This window comes from Paenarthrobacter sp. Y-19 (genome assembly GCF_029223985.1).
In the GTDB taxonomy this organism is placed as follows: Bacteria; Actinomycetota; Actinomycetes; order Actinomycetales; family Micrococcaceae; genus Arthrobacter; species Arthrobacter nicotinovorans.
In genome coordinates this window covers 4,241,738-4,255,075 of the sequence record NZ_CP119414.1, presented here as the reverse complement: position 1 = coordinate 4,255,075, position 13,338 = coordinate 4,241,738, and the positions used below count along the sequence as shown (strand labels likewise).

Here is a 13,338-nt window from a genome sequence, read left to right as displayed (position 1 = left end):
TCGAATCAGCCACGGATTTCCGGTCCGCAGGGCCAAAAGCGGGCAGCTCTGCGGACGCGGCAAAGTCAGGGGTGCCCATGAGGATAGTGTTGGAGCACGATGAACGACTGGATCCTGTACGTGATTCTCGCTGGGGGCGTGGCTTTTGCCGTCTCGAGCTGGTGGGGCGTGCGCAGGCTGAAAGCCAGGCACGTCAGGAGCGCGGTACGGGAGGAAGCACACAAGCCCGGCCCGGGAGACCAGAAGGTCGCCGTGATCCTCAACCCCGTGAAGAACAACGCCGCAGTGGCCCGCCAGGCGATCATTGATGCTTGCGACCTCGCCGGTTGGGACGCTCCGAAATTCTTCGAAACCACGGTGGAGGATCCCGGTTACGGCCAGTCGCGCCAGGCCTTGGCGGACGGGGCCGACGTCGTTCTGGCGTGCGGCGGCGACGGTACCGTACGCGTTGTGGCCGAGTCGCTGGCGCATAAGGACGTTGCCATGGGCCTGGTCCCGTTGGGCACGGGAAACCTGCTGGCACGCAACGTGGACCTGGACGTCACGAACCTCGCCGAGTGCATCCAGACGGCCTTGTTTGGCCACCAGCGCTACATCGATACCGCAACCATGGGGATCGAGAACGACATCACGGGGACCAAAGGGGAACACACTTTCCTGGTCATCGCGGGCATGGGCCTGGACGCCGAGGTCGTCGGAGACACGAAGGAAGACCTCAAGAAAAGCGTCGGCTGGCTCGCCTACACAGAGGCGGGTGTCCGGCACCTGCCCGGCCGCCGAAAACGCGTCACCATCACCATGGATGACGAGCCCGAGCAGGCACGCAAAATCCGCAGTGTCCTGTTTGCCAACTGTGGTTTGATCCCCGGCGGCATCGACTTCATCCCGCAGGCCATGATCGACGACGGCATGCTGGACATCGTGGTGATGAGCCCCCGCAGCGCCTTTGGGTGGCTGGCCATGTACACAAAGGTCCTGTTCAAGCACAACCGGAACCTGCCCATGATGAGCTTCTACCGGTCCGGCAAAGTGGTGATCCGCAGCCAGGAACCCATGGCCACACAGCTCGACGGCGACCCGTCGGGTGAAGCGACGACCGTCACCGTTCAGGTGGCCCCGGGTTCCCTGCTGGTGCGGGTGCCGAAGGCAAAGTCCGTCTAGACCGAACCGGCGTCCGACTGGGCGGCCTTCTCTTCAGCTTCCTCAGTGGCGGCTTTTGCGGCCGCGCGGGCCTCGGCCTGCTCCTTGATCATTGCTTGTTCTTCTTCAAAGCGGAGCCGGTCTGCCCGATCGGCTTCATCGCCATTCCAGTCGTCCTGGTTTTCGCCTGTGGGCTTCGGATTGACGATCATGCCCTGGCCGTCTTTGTCATCCCGGTGTACAGACATGACCGCTCCTTTCGTTGATGCATTCATCCATCGTTTGTGGATCAAGCAAGCATACGCACAGTTCTGCCAAGGGGAAAGGGCGTTGGCCGTGCCCTGTGGAGAAGGCTTACTGGCCCTTCAGGATCGAGTCGACCCAGGCGTGCGCGGACGCGAAGGCAGCGTCTGAAGTGTGTGGGGCAACCACAGCAGGCTGCTTGTCGGCCCGCGCGTAGGAGCCAAGGAAGCGCGTTGCCGGGCTGATCCGGTGAAGGCCGGCCAAGGCATCAGCCACCCGCGAATCGGAGGCGTGGCCGTCGGCGTCGATGCTGAAGAAATAGTGGCCAAGGTACTGACCCGTGGGCCGGGATTCGATGCGGCTGAGGTTCACCCCCCGGGAGGCGAACTGGTCCAGGATCTCCATGAGGGCACCGGGATGGTCCTCGGGCAGCGGCACAACGACGGTGGTCTTGTCGGCACCGGTCCGTTCCGGCAAAGCTCCGGGCCGGCTCACCAGGATGAACCGGGTCACGGCGTCCGGGTTGTCTCCGATGTCCCGTGCCAGGACGTTGAGGCCGGGTTGCTCGTCGGCAATCAGCGGGCCGCAGATAGCGGCTTCGTAGGGCGCATCCTCGTCCAGCAACCCCATGGCCGCCGCTGCCGTGGACGAACCCGGTACGTAATCGGCCCCCGGCAAATGCGTATCCACCCAGAGCCGGCATTGCGCCCAGGCGTGCCCGTGCGTGGAGATCCGCTTGATGTCGGAAAGCCCGACGCCGGGCCTCGCCACGAGCACGAAGGTGATGGGAACAAGGGCCTCGCGGATGATCCGCAGCTCCTGTCCCGTGGCAATCGCGTCCAGGGTGGCAGTAACCCCGCCCTCCACCGAGTTTTCGATGGGAACCATGGCCGCGTCCGCTTCGCCCTGGCGCACCCGTTCGAGTGCCGTATTGACGTTGGTGCAGGGAATCCGTGTGGCGTCAGCAGCACCCGGAACCTGCAGGAGGGCCGCTTCAGTGAACGTGCCTTCAGGTCCCAGGAAGGTGTACGTAGCTGCTGGCATTGAGTATTCCTTGCTGGTTATATACGAGGTTGGTGACGGCCGGACGGGGGCTACAGCACCACTGGCTTGAGGCCGTTGTCAGAGACCATCGGCTTGCCGGCTTCGAACCACATGTCCATTCCGCCGGCGACGTTCACGGCCGAGTAGCCCTGGCCCACCAGCCACTGGACCGCGCGGAAGGACCGCCCACCGGTCCTGCAGATGACGAAGAAGTCCTCGTCCGGATCAAGTTCGTCCAAACGCGCGGGCAACTGGTCCATGGGGATATGGCGTGCACCTTCGGCGTGCCCGGCCACCCATTCGTAGTCTTCGCGGACGTCCAGGATGCTGGCACCGGCCGGAATATCGCCCACAGGCACGGTATCGAAGTCGCTCATGGTGGATCCTTCCCATCGATTAAGGTCAGCATCCAGCCTAGTCCCCGGAGCCTGACCCCGTAACGCGGCGGACGGCTTCGCTTGCGCGCAGTGGCCTGGGCGTTAAGACTGGTGACCAAGCACTCCCCCACAACCGGCTACTAGGAGCAACCCATGGCTGCTGGGCAACCCACGATTCTGGCCACCTCCGGCGGGTACAAGCCGGGTGAGCGGACCAGGATCGAGTTCAACCACCTGATGCACTACGCCGTGGAACTGTCCGGCGTGACGGGCCGGGCGCCCCGGGTGACGCACATCGGCACGGCATCCGGTGATCAACGATGGTGGGCCGCTGAGATGGACCAGGCTGCGCGCATCGCCGGGTTCGACTTCAGCCACCTCAATCTCTTCACCATGCCCAACATCGACGATCCGGAAGCCCATCTGCTGGAACAGGACGTGGTGTGGGTCAATGGCGGCTCCGTTGTGAACCTGCTGGCCGTTTGGCGTGCACACGGACTGGACCGGATCCTCCGCAAGGCGTGGGAGGGCGGGGTTGTCCTTGCCGGGGTTTCAGCGGGATCGATTTGTTGGTACCAGGGCGGTGTGACGGACTCCTTCGGGCCGGAGTTGCGCCCGGTCACCGACGCCTTGGGCTTCCTCCCTTACGGCAACGGTGTCCACTACGATTCCGAGCTGCGCCGGGCGCCCGCAATCCACAAGCTCGTGGCCGACGGCACTCTGGGCGAGACGCACTGCTCGGACGACGGCGTGGGGCTGGTTTACCGGGGCACGGACCTTGTGGAGGTGGTGTCCGAAATCAAGAACAAGGCCGCGTTCCGCGTGACTGCGGGCGCCGGCGAGAGCGTGGATGCCGTGGCTGTGGAGGAACGGTTGGAGTCGCGTTTCCTTGGCTGATCCGTCGACGCAGGATCTTTCCGGCCTGACCGCGGTCCAGCTCCGCGACGCCCTCGCCGCCGGGAAGCTCTCCGCCCGCGAGGCAACAGCGCACTTCGTGTCCATGATCGGGCAGCGCAACCCGCACCTTGGCGCCTTTGTCACTGTTACGGCCGAGCAGGCACTCCTCGATGCCAAGACGGCCGACACCCTCCATGCGCGGTTGGTCCGGGAGGGCCGCCTGGAAGAGCTGCCGCTGCTGCACGGCATGCCGACGGCTTTCAAGGACCTCACCGATGTTGCCGGCGTCCCCACTACTCACGGCAGCGCCGCGCTGGACCACAAACCGGCGCCGGAGGACGGAGCCCTGGCGTCAACGCTGAAAGCCCAGGGTGTGGTTTCCCTGGGCAAGACCCAGGTGCCGGAATTCGGTTTGACGGCCTACAGCGAAAACCGCGTCGCACCGCCGTCGCGCAATCCGCATGCTCCGGGGCGAAGCTCCGGCGGCTCGTCGGGAGGCAGCGCTGCCGCGGTGGCCGCGGGACTTGTTCCGTTCGCACCAGGAACCGACGGCGGCGGCTCCATCCGGATTCCCGCCGCCGCCTGCGGGCTCGTGGGACTGAAACCGGGGCGGGGCCTCGTTCCTGCCGGGGCGGGCGCCGGGGATGCCGCCAAGTTGGTGGTTGCCGGGCCACTCGCACGGAATGCAGCGGACGCAGCGCTGCTCATGGACGCGCTGGTTCCCCCGGAACAAGCGCCCGACGGCGGCTTCCTCGCCAATGTCGGCCGGGCGCCGGAATCCCTGAGGATCGGCGTCAGCCTGGACAGCCCGTGGGCCGGTGTGTACCCCTTCGAGATCGGGCAGGAAGCGCGGGATGCCCTGGAACTGGGCGTGAAGCTGCTGGAAGAAGCCGGACACAGCGTAGGCGAAGCGGAAATCCGATACGACAACCGCTACCCGGAGGCGTTCACCACCGCCTGGACTGCCGGCGTCGGGAGTGCCCGGATAGCACCCCCGCGCGAGCCACTGCTGACCCCGCTGACCAGGACCTTCCGTCGTCGGGCACAACAGCGCAGCGCTTCCAAAGTCAGCGAGGCCTTGGCCTTTCTCCGGCAATTCGAACACGACACCATCGCGCAGTATGCGGAATGGGATCTCATTCTGATGCCTGCCTTGGCGCAAACGCCGCGCCCCATCGGGTGGTTCACGGGCGGTGGGCACAGCGGCGAGCCCTGGCCGAGCGAGTGGGCGGGCGACGCGGATGAGGATTACAAACGGCAGTGCCAGTATGCACCGTGGTCGTCAATGGTGAACGTGTGCGGACTGCCCGCTGTCAGCATCCCTGTTCACACCACGGCGGCCGGATTGCCCATGGGAATCCAGCTCATTGGCCCGGCAGGTTCAGAACTGAAACTCCTGCAGCTTGCGTGTTCCCTGGAGGCCGCAAAAATGCCTGTCTAGCATATGGAAGGTGGTTGCCTGGGGCATTCATCGATGTGACAATGCCCGCAGTCAGTGCCAGCATTAAGAAAATGAGCACACCCCAGACCACGGCTGAGTCCGCAAAGCCAGCGGGCGATACGTCGTTCTTCGGCCACCCAAAGATGTTGGCCAGCCTCTTCTCCGTGGAAATGTGGGAGCGTTTCTCCTTCTACGGCATGCAGGGAATCCTGCTCTACTACATGTACTTCACCGCCGAGCAGGGCGGTCTCTCCATCGACCAGGGCCTCGCCGCTGGTTTGGTGGGCGCGTACGGTGGCGGCGTTTACCTGTCGACGATCCTCGGCGCCTGGCTCGCCGACCGTCTCTTCGGTTCCGAGAAAGTCCTTTTCGGTTCCGCCATCATGATCATGGCCGGCCACATCGCCCTGGCCCTCCTGCCCGGCATTCCGGGCCTCATCGCCGGCCTGGTGTTGGTTGGCATTGGCTCCGGTGGCCTGAAAGCCAACGCAACGGCGCTGGTAGGTACCCTTTACGGTGAGAAGGATGAGCGCCGCGACGCCGGCTTCTCCATCTTCTACATGGGCATCAACCTGGGCGGTCTTATTGGCCCGCTGGTCACAGGTTGGCTGCAGACGAGTTACGGCTTCCACATCGGCTTCGGCGCTGCAGCGGTGGGTATGGCGATCGGCCTGGTCATCTACTCCTTGGGCCGCAAGCGCCTCCCGGACGAAGCACACCGCGTTCCCAACCCGCTCCCGGCGAAGGACCGCACCAAGTACGGTCTGATCTTCCTGGGCATCCTGATTGTGGTGGCCGTCCTGCTCGGCACTGGATTGGTCAACGCCAACAACCTGGCCAGCAGCATGGCTTACGCCGCGATCGGCGCCGCAGTGATCTACCTCTTCCTGATCTTCCGTAGCCCGTTGGTGACCGGCCTGGAGCGCAAGCGCGTAGTGGCCTTCATCCCCTTGTTCATTGCATCGGCCGGGTTCTGGGCACTGTTCCAGCAGCAGTTCACGTTCATCGCCGTGTACTCGCAGGAGAAGCTGGACCGTAACCTGTTCGGCTGGGAAATGCCCGCCGCATGGGTCCAGTCCATCAACCCCGTCTTCATCATCATCTTCGCCGGTGTGATGGCTGCCCTGTGGACGAAGCTTGGCTCCAGGCAACCGAGTTCACCGTTGAAGTTCTCCGCGGGCCTGCTCATCATGGGCCTGGCGTTCCTGGCGTTCATCCCGCTGGCCGGAGAAGGCAAGACCCCGCTGCTGGCCCTGGTGGGGATCCTGTTCCTGTTCACCCTTGCCGAGTTGTTCCTGTCCCCCATCGGCCTGTCCGTGAGCACCAAGCTCGCACCGCAGGCCTTCCACGCCCAGATGGTGGCACTGTTCTTCCTGTCGGTCTCGCTTGGGACCACCTTGGCAGGCATCCTCGCGGGGCTGTACAACCCCGACGACGAGCTCCCCTACTTCCTGGGCATTGGCGGCGTGGCAGTGGTCCTGGCCGTTGGACTTGCCGCGGCATCGCCGGCAATCAAGAAGTTGATGGGCGGCGTTCGCTAGGACTTTTGCCCAGCGACACGCAAACGGACCAGCGCCGCCCACATCCGGGCAGCGCTGGTCCGTTTCTCTGTCCCCGGCGAATTTGGGTGGCGTAGCCTGCGTTAACCAACGACGGCGCCCCTTGCGTCAGGCGGGATTCCCACCTGACGCAAGGGGCGCCGTCGAACGTTTTTGTTTAGTAGTTGTACCTGTTGGTGGAGGCGCCGATGGCGGCGAAGAAGATGATGCCGAACACCACCGTCAGCGCGATTCCGAGGTAACCCATCACCAAACCGGCGATCGCCATGCCCTTGCCTGCAGGTTCACGCTTAAGTGCGAGGTGGCCCAGGATCACGGCAGCGATCTGCGGGAGGATGAAGAATCCGAAGCCGATGTAGACGGCGATACCGCACACCATGCTGGCGATGCTCAGGCCCTTGGGCTGGGTGGGCGTTGCGTAGTAGGCGGGCTGGCCATACGGAGACTGCGGCTGGCCGTAGGGCTGCTGGCCGAAAGCCTGCTGCTGGTACGGGCTCGGCGGCTGGCCGTACGGCGAGGCAGGCTGCTGGCTGTAGTCGCCCGGGGTGTAGGCGTCCTGGTTGCCCGGCTGGCCGTAGGTGTTCTGCTGGCCGTAAGCGTTCTGCTCATACGGCGGCAGCGGCTGGGTGGCGTTGCCCTGGTCGAACGACTGGGCTGGCGGCTCGAACGCCGGCGGCACGGGAGCGCCCGGGGCCGGCGGCACGGGAGCGCCCGGGGCCGGCGGGTTCTGCTCGGGAGCGCTGAACTGCGCCGGAGGAACGTACTGCGGCGGCTCGTAGCCGGCCGGCTTATCCTCGTTACCCTTGGATGGCTGATCTGACATAGGAATCCCCCTGAATGTGGTCTTTGATCCCAACACTACCGCCGTCCGGGGCCGCATATAAGGTAGCGCGCATTGTGGCGGCCGGCTGTCTTGGCGGAAGGCCGGCACTAAGGTCACTTATGGTAAACGCGGAGTGAACCTTTGGGCGATACCGGGAGATATCGTCCGAAGAAGTCCGCCATTCGGCGTCACAGGGGCCGGATCACGGACATTTCGTGTCAGCGGGGCCTTCGGTCTGGCATGCTGGACCCCATGGCTAGCCGAGCGGGCACAGTTGCCCTTCCCCAGGACCTTGTTGACATCACAGCCCTGCTGGACGCGTATTTCGACGTAGCTCCGGACTTGGGCGATCCCGCGCAGCGCGTGGCGTTTGGAACGTCGGGGCACCGCGGTTCCAGCTTGAAGGCGTCGTTCAATGAGCCGCACATCCTTGCCATCACACAGGCAATCGTTGAGTACCGTGGCCGTCAGGGCATCACCGGGCCGCTGTTCATTGGCCGCGACACGCATGCCTTGAGCGAGCCGGCGCAGAACTCCGCGTTGGAGGTGCTGGCCGCCAATGGTGTGACCGTTCTGGTGGATGCCCGCCACGGATACACACCCACTCCGGCCCTGAGCCACGCGATCCTCAAGTACAACCGTGAAGCTGCGCCGGGCACACCCCAGGCCGATGGCATCGTGGTTACCCCCAGCCACAACCCGCCGGGCGACGGTGGCTTCAAGTACAACCCCCCGCACGGTGGCCCGGCCGACACCGACGCCACTGGCTGGATCGCCGACCGCGCCAACCAGTTGCTCGAGAACGGGCTCCGCGGCGTCAAGCGCATGCCGCTCAACGATGCCCTGGCTGCTGACACCACCGGCAAGTTCGACTTCCTCAGCAGCTACGTCGATGACCTCCCGTCGGTGCTGAACCTCGACGCCATCCGCGAGGCCGGCGTCCGCATCGGCGCCGACCCCATGGGTGGAGCTTCCGTGGACTACTGGGGCGAGATCGGCGAGCGCCACCAGCTCAACCTGACCGTGGTGAACCCCACCGTGGACCCGCAGTGGGCCTTCATGACCCTCGACTGGGACGAGAAGATCCGCATGGACTGCTCATCGCCGTCGGCCATGGCGTCGCTGATCAAGCGGATGTCCGACTCCACCGGCTCCTCGGGCGCGGGCTCAGCGTTCGACATTGCCACGGGTAACGACGCCGACGCCGACCGCCACGGGATCGTGACGCCCGACGGTGGGCTGATGAACCCGAACCACTACCTCGCCGTCGCCATCGACTACCTGTACCGCAACCGCAGCGGCTGGAACCCGGACTCAGTAGTCGGCAAGACGCTGGTGTCTTCCTCGATCATCGACCGCGTTGCCGCCGGACTCGGCCGCAAGCTGGTCGAAGTTCCGGTCGGCTTCAAGTGGTTCGTCCCGGGCCTGCTGTCCGGCGAAGGGGCTTTCGGCGGCGAAGAATCTGCCGGCGCCTCCTTCAACAAGCTTGATGGCAGCGTGTGGACCACGGACAAGGACGGAATCCTGCTGGCCTTGCTGGCGTCGGAGATCACCGCTGTGACCGGCAAGTCGCCGTCGCAGTTGTACAAGGGCCTCACCGACCAGTTCGGCGCACCTGTGTATGCACGCATCGACGCCGCCGCCACGCGTGAGCAGAAGGCCAAGCTGGGCAAGCTCTCCGCTGCCGACGTCACTGCCACCTCCCTTGCCGGCGAAGAGATCACTGCCAAGCTCACCGAGGCCCCCGGCAACGGCGCTTCGATCGGTGGTCTGAAGGTCGTCACCGAGAACGCCTGGTTCGCGGCCCGCCCCTCCGGCACCGAGGACGTCTACAAGATCTATGCCGAGTCGTTCAAGGGCGCAGACCACCTGAAGCAAGTTCAGGAAGAGGCCAAGGCGCTGGTGGACGGGGTCATCGCGTAGTGTCGGGGCCGCTGATCGAGGAGATGTCCCCAGCGGAGGAAGAGTGGATTCAGGATCTTCTCCGTTCATTCCAGCAAGTGGGTTCGGCGGTGGACGGCCCTGACAGGGATCAGCCCCGCACTGATCTCGAGTACATCGACGCCCTGTGGCAGATGACCGTCAACCATGTCGAGGATGAGCCCGATTTCGATCCCAACGCGATGATCAACATCATGGGCGCAGCTCTTGGAGATCACCTCATCAGGGAGGTCCCCGGGCTTCGTTGGGTTCTGGGCACCTACCCGGACGGCGTAACGGAAGCCACAGTGCACCACCAGACCGGCAACATTGTGGTGCATCCGATGAACTTCATCGGCAAACGCTGGCCCACCCGCTCGGAGGAACCGGGCACCTGGATATCGCAACAGGCAGCTGGCCTGGTCCAGGGGATTCAGGGGGCGCTTGCGGCGGCATCTGGTGGTACCAACGCCGCGCAAAACAACTAGCGACACCCAAACGGATTGAGGACACCTGAATTTGGGTGTCCTCAATCCGTTTCTGCGTCATCAGGCGTTATGGGTGTCCTGGACGACGGCCCCGGGATGACTAGACGGTGCGGACGACGTCGTCGTAAGCGAACTTCGGCTTGGCTTCGCCCCAGGCGTCCGGGCCGGGCTGTCCGATGTTGACCACGAGGAAGCTCTTCTGGTCGCCGGCCGGGAAGAACTCGGCGTCGATGGCGGCGAAGTCAGCGCCGGTCATCGGGCCCGCGGCGAAACCGAGGGAGCGCACGGCCAGGATGAAGTAGCCGGCCTGGAGGTGGGCGTTGTTGTTGCCGGTGGAGGCAGCGAAGGCGGGATCGGCGTCGTACATTGCCTTGGGGGCGCCGTACTCGGGGAGGAACTTGTCCCACTGTCCCTGCCAGTCGGTGTCGTAAGACAGGATGGCGACCAGCGGAGCTGAGGCGGTCTTCGCCTGGTTGCCGCGGGACAGGTGGTCTACCAGCTTGGCCCGGGCTTCGTCGGAGCGGACGTACGTCACGCGGAGCGGCTGGGAGTTGAAGGCGGTGGGGCCGAACTTGGTGAGCTCGTAGATGGCGCGGGCCTGCTCCTCGGTGACCTCACCGGAGAAGCTGTTGGCGGTACGGGCTTCGGCAAAAATGGCGTCGACTGCTGCGGCGTCAATGACTGCTTCTTCGTGGGCAATCGTCATTTGTGAACCTTTCGCTGGGCCCTGACCCTGGGCTGGCCGGGCACTTCTGCTTTCCATGGTTGCAACTTCAACTTCCGCTGTCCTCTTCCCATGACGGCCCGTGACGTTGGGCACAGCGGGAAAATGGGTAGCATCGTTTTTACGAGCCGGCGCCCGTTGTGGGTTGGCGTCTCAACTGTGGGAATGACGACACCAGAAGGGGCCTGATGCCTACCTTTCCCCTGGCGGCCCCTCGACGGGCCCCGGCAGTACTTATCCTGCTGCTTCTGGCGTTCCTGCTCCCCTCCACGCAAGCTTGGGCCTTGGACCGGCAACCGGCCGACGGCGACGATCCCGGCCAGCGCTACTTCGGAACTTTGCTCGACTGGGACAAGGACTCAGCTGCGGACTACGCCCAGCGCCTCGGCGAGCCAGCTGCCCTGTACGGACAAAACGTATCCATGCCCATGGACGAAGGCGGCCTGGATTACCTCAAGGGTTACTTCTCCCAGGTAGCCGGCCAAGGCTCCCACGCGCTGCTCACCGTACGTCCCGGAATTTCCCTCCAGGACGTCAGCGACGACGCCGCGGCCACTTTTGCGCGTCAAATCACGACGGCGGCTGCCGGCTTCAGGGGCAAGGTCTTCGTCCGCTTCGCACCGGAAATGAACGCCCCATGGGTGGCTTGGGGCCAGGAACCCGAAGCATACCGGGCAGCATTTGGCCGGGTTGCTGCCGCGCTCAAGAGCAGCCTGCCAGATCCCGTGATGGTGTGGTCGCCGACAGCGGAGAAGGACTACCCGTTCCAGACGGCCACGTCCACGCCACCCAAAGGCGTCCCCTTGGCCTCGCTGGATACCAACGCTAACGGCGTCTGGGACCTCGACGACTCCGCGTTTGACCCCTATTACCCGGGCGATGACGTTGTGGACTGGATAGGCCTGTCCATTTATCACGACACCACCGGTGCAGGCTCCGCCCAGAACACCCTCCCTGCGGCCGACGAGTTCAACGATTCCCTGCACGCGTCCAGTGGTGGCACCGGAACGGACAATTTTTATGGCACCTATGTACAAGCCCGGAACAAGCCGCTGCTGATCGAAACCGGGGCTTTCTACTCGCCAGGAGCCGGCGGCGCCGCAGAGATTGACGTCAAGCAGACGTGGTGGCACCAGGTCTTCGCGTCGGTGGCCCAGCCCGAGAATGGGTCCGTCCGGGCAGTGGTCTGGAACGAAACCACCGATGCACGCGATCAGAGCAAGGTGTCCATTGACTGGCGCGCCACCGCCCAACCGTTGCTGGCCGGTCCATTCCGAACCTCTTTGGACACCTCCGGCCTAAGGGTCGGTCCTGTCACCGAGAAGGGGCTGAAGGACGTTCCGGGTCTTGAGATCCCGCAAGCGAAGTCCGGCACTGTGATCCGTGGATGGGCTGCATGGGCCACCGCCGGAACGGTCCTCGTGGCCGTCGCGGCACTCTGGCATCTGTCATCGCGGGCGGCCCCCAACAAGTGGTCGTACACGGGTTCCGGCAGGCGGGATGCCAGGATTGACATGCTCCGCGGACTGGCGATCGTCTTCGTGGTGGTCAACCACGTGGGCATCAACTCGGTTTTCCAACTGCTGAGTCAGGAGACCATCGGAGTGGTCTCCGGGGCGGAACTCTTTGTCATGCTCTCCGGGGTGGTGCTCGGCATGGTCTACGGGCCCCGCATCTCCACGGAGCTGGGGGACGTGGTGGACGGGACAACCAAGCGGGCGTGGAAGCTCTACTTCACCGCCCTGGCCGTGGTCCTGATTGTCTACGGTCTGAGCCTGCTCCCCTTCATTAACGCCGCTGCCGTCACCACCTTCACCGATCAAGGCACAGGCGCAGCCGGGCATTCAGCCGCCGGAACGACCTATGACCTTTACGCCGGGATGGAAGGTTTGCTGCAGTTTCCGGTCCCGCAGGGCCTGATTCCGGCCCTGCTGTTGTTGCAGGTCGGTCCGTGGCAGTTCAACATCATGGGCCTCTACGTCATCCTGTTGTTGATCAGCCCTTTGATCCTGGTGGCACTGTCCCGCGGACTCACCTGGCTGGTGCTTACGGTCAGTCTGGCGCTCTACATCGGTGGATCCGTGTTCCGGTTCCGGTTGCTTCCCTCGCAGTTCGAGGACTCCTTTCCCCTGCTCGTATGGCAGTTGCTGTTCGTCCTCGGCATGACTGCGGGGTTCCACCGCCAACGAATCATCGACTGGTTCGCCCATCCCCGTCAGCGGATTCTTCTGGGCGTGTGCGTTTTCCTGGCCGCAGCCTGCGCGCTTTTCTCGTGGAGCGGACCCTATCTGACAAACCAGTTGGATGTGCGCCTTGCCCTCATCCCGGAGACCACGTTCAGGTACCTCTACGACACCTTCTTCGGCCGCACTTATCTGGGCCCGGGCCGTGTTGTGAATGTCCTCGTCATTACCATCGCCCTTTATGCCCTCCTGAGTGCGTTCTGGAGGCCGCTCTCACGCGCTGTTGGCTGGTTCTTCATACCTCTTGGCCAAGCCACCCTGTACGTGTTCATCATGCACGTGTTCTTCATCGTGGCTATCGCCAACATCCCGGCGCTGCGGGACGGCAACCTCTGGCTGAACTCGGCCGTGTACGCAGCTTTACTCGCCATTCTGTGGGTCATGGTGAAAACGAAGTTCCTCTTCAAGCTGGTTCCACGGTAAGCAGCTTTAGCGGGGC

12 protein-coding genes are annotated in these 13,338 nt (G+C 64.2%); 7 read left to right on the top strand and 5 right to left on the bottom strand.

What is annotated here, in order from left to right:
* The first annotated feature begins 99 nt into the window (after nt 1-99).
* Entirely contained in the window at nt 100-1,161 is a 1,062-nt protein-coding gene (locus tag PYR64_RS20025) for a diacylglycerol kinase family protein (RefSeq protein ID WP_275777244.1), read from the top strand.
* Here PYR64_RS20025 and PYR64_RS20020 read toward each other — a convergent pair.
* From PYR64_RS20020 to PYR64_RS20010, 3 genes are all read right to left on the bottom strand, one after another.
* Entirely contained in the window at nt 1,158-1,388 is a 231-nt protein-coding gene (locus PYR64_RS20020) for a hypothetical protein (protein WP_275777242.1), read from the bottom strand. The two genes, PYR64_RS20025 and PYR64_RS20020, sit on opposite strands and share 4 nt — an antisense overlap.
* A 106-nt stretch (nt 1,389-1,494) precedes the next feature.
* Nucleotides 1,495-2,427, bottom strand: coding sequence for a prephenate dehydratase (pheA, locus tag PYR64_RS20015; protein WP_275777240.1), 933 nt, complete (start codon nt 2,425-2,427; stop codon nt 1,495-1,497).
* Between the two features lie 50 nt (nt 2,428-2,477).
* Nucleotides 2,478-2,804, bottom strand: coding sequence for a rhodanese-like domain-containing protein (locus PYR64_RS20010; protein WP_018778378.1), 327 nt, complete (start codon nt 2,802-2,804; stop codon nt 2,478-2,480).
* A gap of 153 nt (nt 2,805-2,957) precedes the next feature.
* On the opposite strand from PYR64_RS20010, the gene PYR64_RS20005 reads away from it, so the two are divergent.
* Genes PYR64_RS20005 through PYR64_RS19995 form a run of 3 tightly spaced genes read left to right on the top strand, consistent with a single transcriptional unit; the run spans nt 2,958 to nt 6,683 of the window.
* On the top strand, nt 2,958-3,701 hold the full coding sequence (locus PYR64_RS20005; protein WP_275777238.1) for a peptidase E: 744 nt from the start codon (nt 2,958-2,960) through the stop codon (nt 3,699-3,701).
* Entirely contained in the window at nt 3,694-5,142 is a 1,449-nt protein-coding gene (locus tag PYR64_RS20000) for an amidase (RefSeq protein ID WP_275777236.1), read from the top strand. Before PYR64_RS20005 ends, PYR64_RS20000 begins: the two co-directional genes overlap by 8 nt.
* A gap of 41 nt (nt 5,143-5,183) precedes the next feature.
* Nucleotides 5,184-6,683, top strand: coding sequence for a peptide MFS transporter (locus PYR64_RS19995; RefSeq protein ID WP_275777234.1), 1,500 nt, complete (start codon nt 5,184-5,186; stop codon nt 6,681-6,683).
* 175 nt (nt 6,684-6,858) lie between these two features.
* Here PYR64_RS19995 and PYR64_RS19990 read toward each other — a convergent pair whose 3' ends face one another.
* Nucleotides 6,859-7,524 carry a DUF4190 domain-containing protein gene (locus tag PYR64_RS19990; RefSeq protein WP_275777232.1) on the bottom strand — a complete coding sequence of 222 codons (666 nt, stop codon included), beginning with the start codon at nt 7,522-7,524 and terminating at the stop codon, nt 6,859-6,861.
* 252 nt (nt 7,525-7,776) lie between these two features.
* On the opposite strand from PYR64_RS19990, the gene pgm reads away from it, so the two are divergent.
* The gene (gene pgm / locus PYR64_RS19985; RefSeq protein WP_026267259.1) at nt 7,777-9,447 is read left to right on the top strand and encodes a phosphoglucomutase (alpha-D-glucose-1,6-bisphosphate-dependent); all 1,671 of its coding nucleotides are present in this window, start codon (nt 7,777-7,779) and stop codon (nt 9,445-9,447) included.
* Between the two features lie 23 nt (nt 9,448-9,470).
* On the top strand, nt 9,471-9,932 hold the full coding sequence (locus PYR64_RS19980) for a DUF3806 domain-containing protein (protein WP_275777229.1): 462 nt from the start codon (nt 9,471-9,473) through the stop codon (nt 9,930-9,932).
* A gap of 100 nt (nt 9,933-10,032) precedes the next feature.
* On the opposite strand, the gene PYR64_RS19975 is transcribed toward PYR64_RS19980, so the two are convergent.
* Nucleotides 10,033-10,638 (bottom strand): malonic semialdehyde reductase, encoded by a 606-nt coding sequence (locus PYR64_RS19975; protein WP_018778385.1) that lies wholly within the window; start codon nt 10,636-10,638, stop codon nt 10,033-10,035.
* 206 nt (nt 10,639-10,844) lie between these two features.
* Between PYR64_RS19975 and opgC the strand changes: the two genes are divergently transcribed.
* Entirely contained in the window at nt 10,845-13,322 is a 2,478-nt protein-coding gene (opgC, locus tag PYR64_RS19970; protein WP_275777226.1) for an OpgC domain-containing protein, read from the top strand.
* The last annotated feature ends 16 nt before the right edge of the window (nt 13,323-13,338 follow it).

Bases quoted from the DNA above. Each gene is read 5' to 3' on its own strand.
- PYR64_RS20025 (WP_275777244.1), top strand. From the start codon at position 100: ATGAACGACTGGATCCTGTACGTGATTCTCGCTGGGGGCGTGGCTTTT.
- PYR64_RS20020 (WP_275777242.1), bottom strand. From the start codon at position 1,388: ATGTCTGTACACCGGGATGACAAAGACGGCCAGGGCATGATCGTCAAT.
- pheA (WP_275777240.1), bottom strand. From the start codon at position 2,427: ATGCCAGCAGCTACGTACACCTTCCTGGGACCTGAAGGCACGTTCACT.
- PYR64_RS20010 (WP_018778378.1), bottom strand. From the start codon at position 2,804: ATGAGCGACTTCGATACCGTGCCTGTGGGCGATATTCCGGCCGGTGCC.
- PYR64_RS20005 (WP_275777238.1), top strand. From the start codon at position 2,958: ATGGCTGCTGGGCAACCCACGATTCTGGCCACCTCCGGCGGGTACAAG.
- PYR64_RS19995 (WP_275777234.1), top strand. From the start codon at position 5,184: ATGCCCGCAGTCAGTGCCAGCATTAAGAAAATGAGCACACCCCAGACC.
- PYR64_RS19990 (WP_275777232.1), bottom strand. From the start codon at position 7,524: ATGTCAGATCAGCCATCCAAGGGTAACGAGGATAAGCCGGCCGGCTAC.
- pgm (WP_026267259.1), top strand. From the start codon at position 7,777: ATGGCTAGCCGAGCGGGCACAGTTGCCCTTCCCCAGGACCTTGTTGAC.
- PYR64_RS19980 (WP_275777229.1), top strand. From the start codon at position 9,471: ATGTCCCCAGCGGAGGAAGAGTGGATTCAGGATCTTCTCCGTTCATTC.
- PYR64_RS19975 (WP_018778385.1), bottom strand. From the start codon at position 10,638: ATGACGATTGCCCACGAAGAAGCAGTCATTGACGCCGCAGCAGTCGAC.
- opgC (WP_275777226.1), top strand. From the start codon at position 10,845: ATGCCTACCTTTCCCCTGGCGGCCCCTCGACGGGCCCCGGCAGTACTT.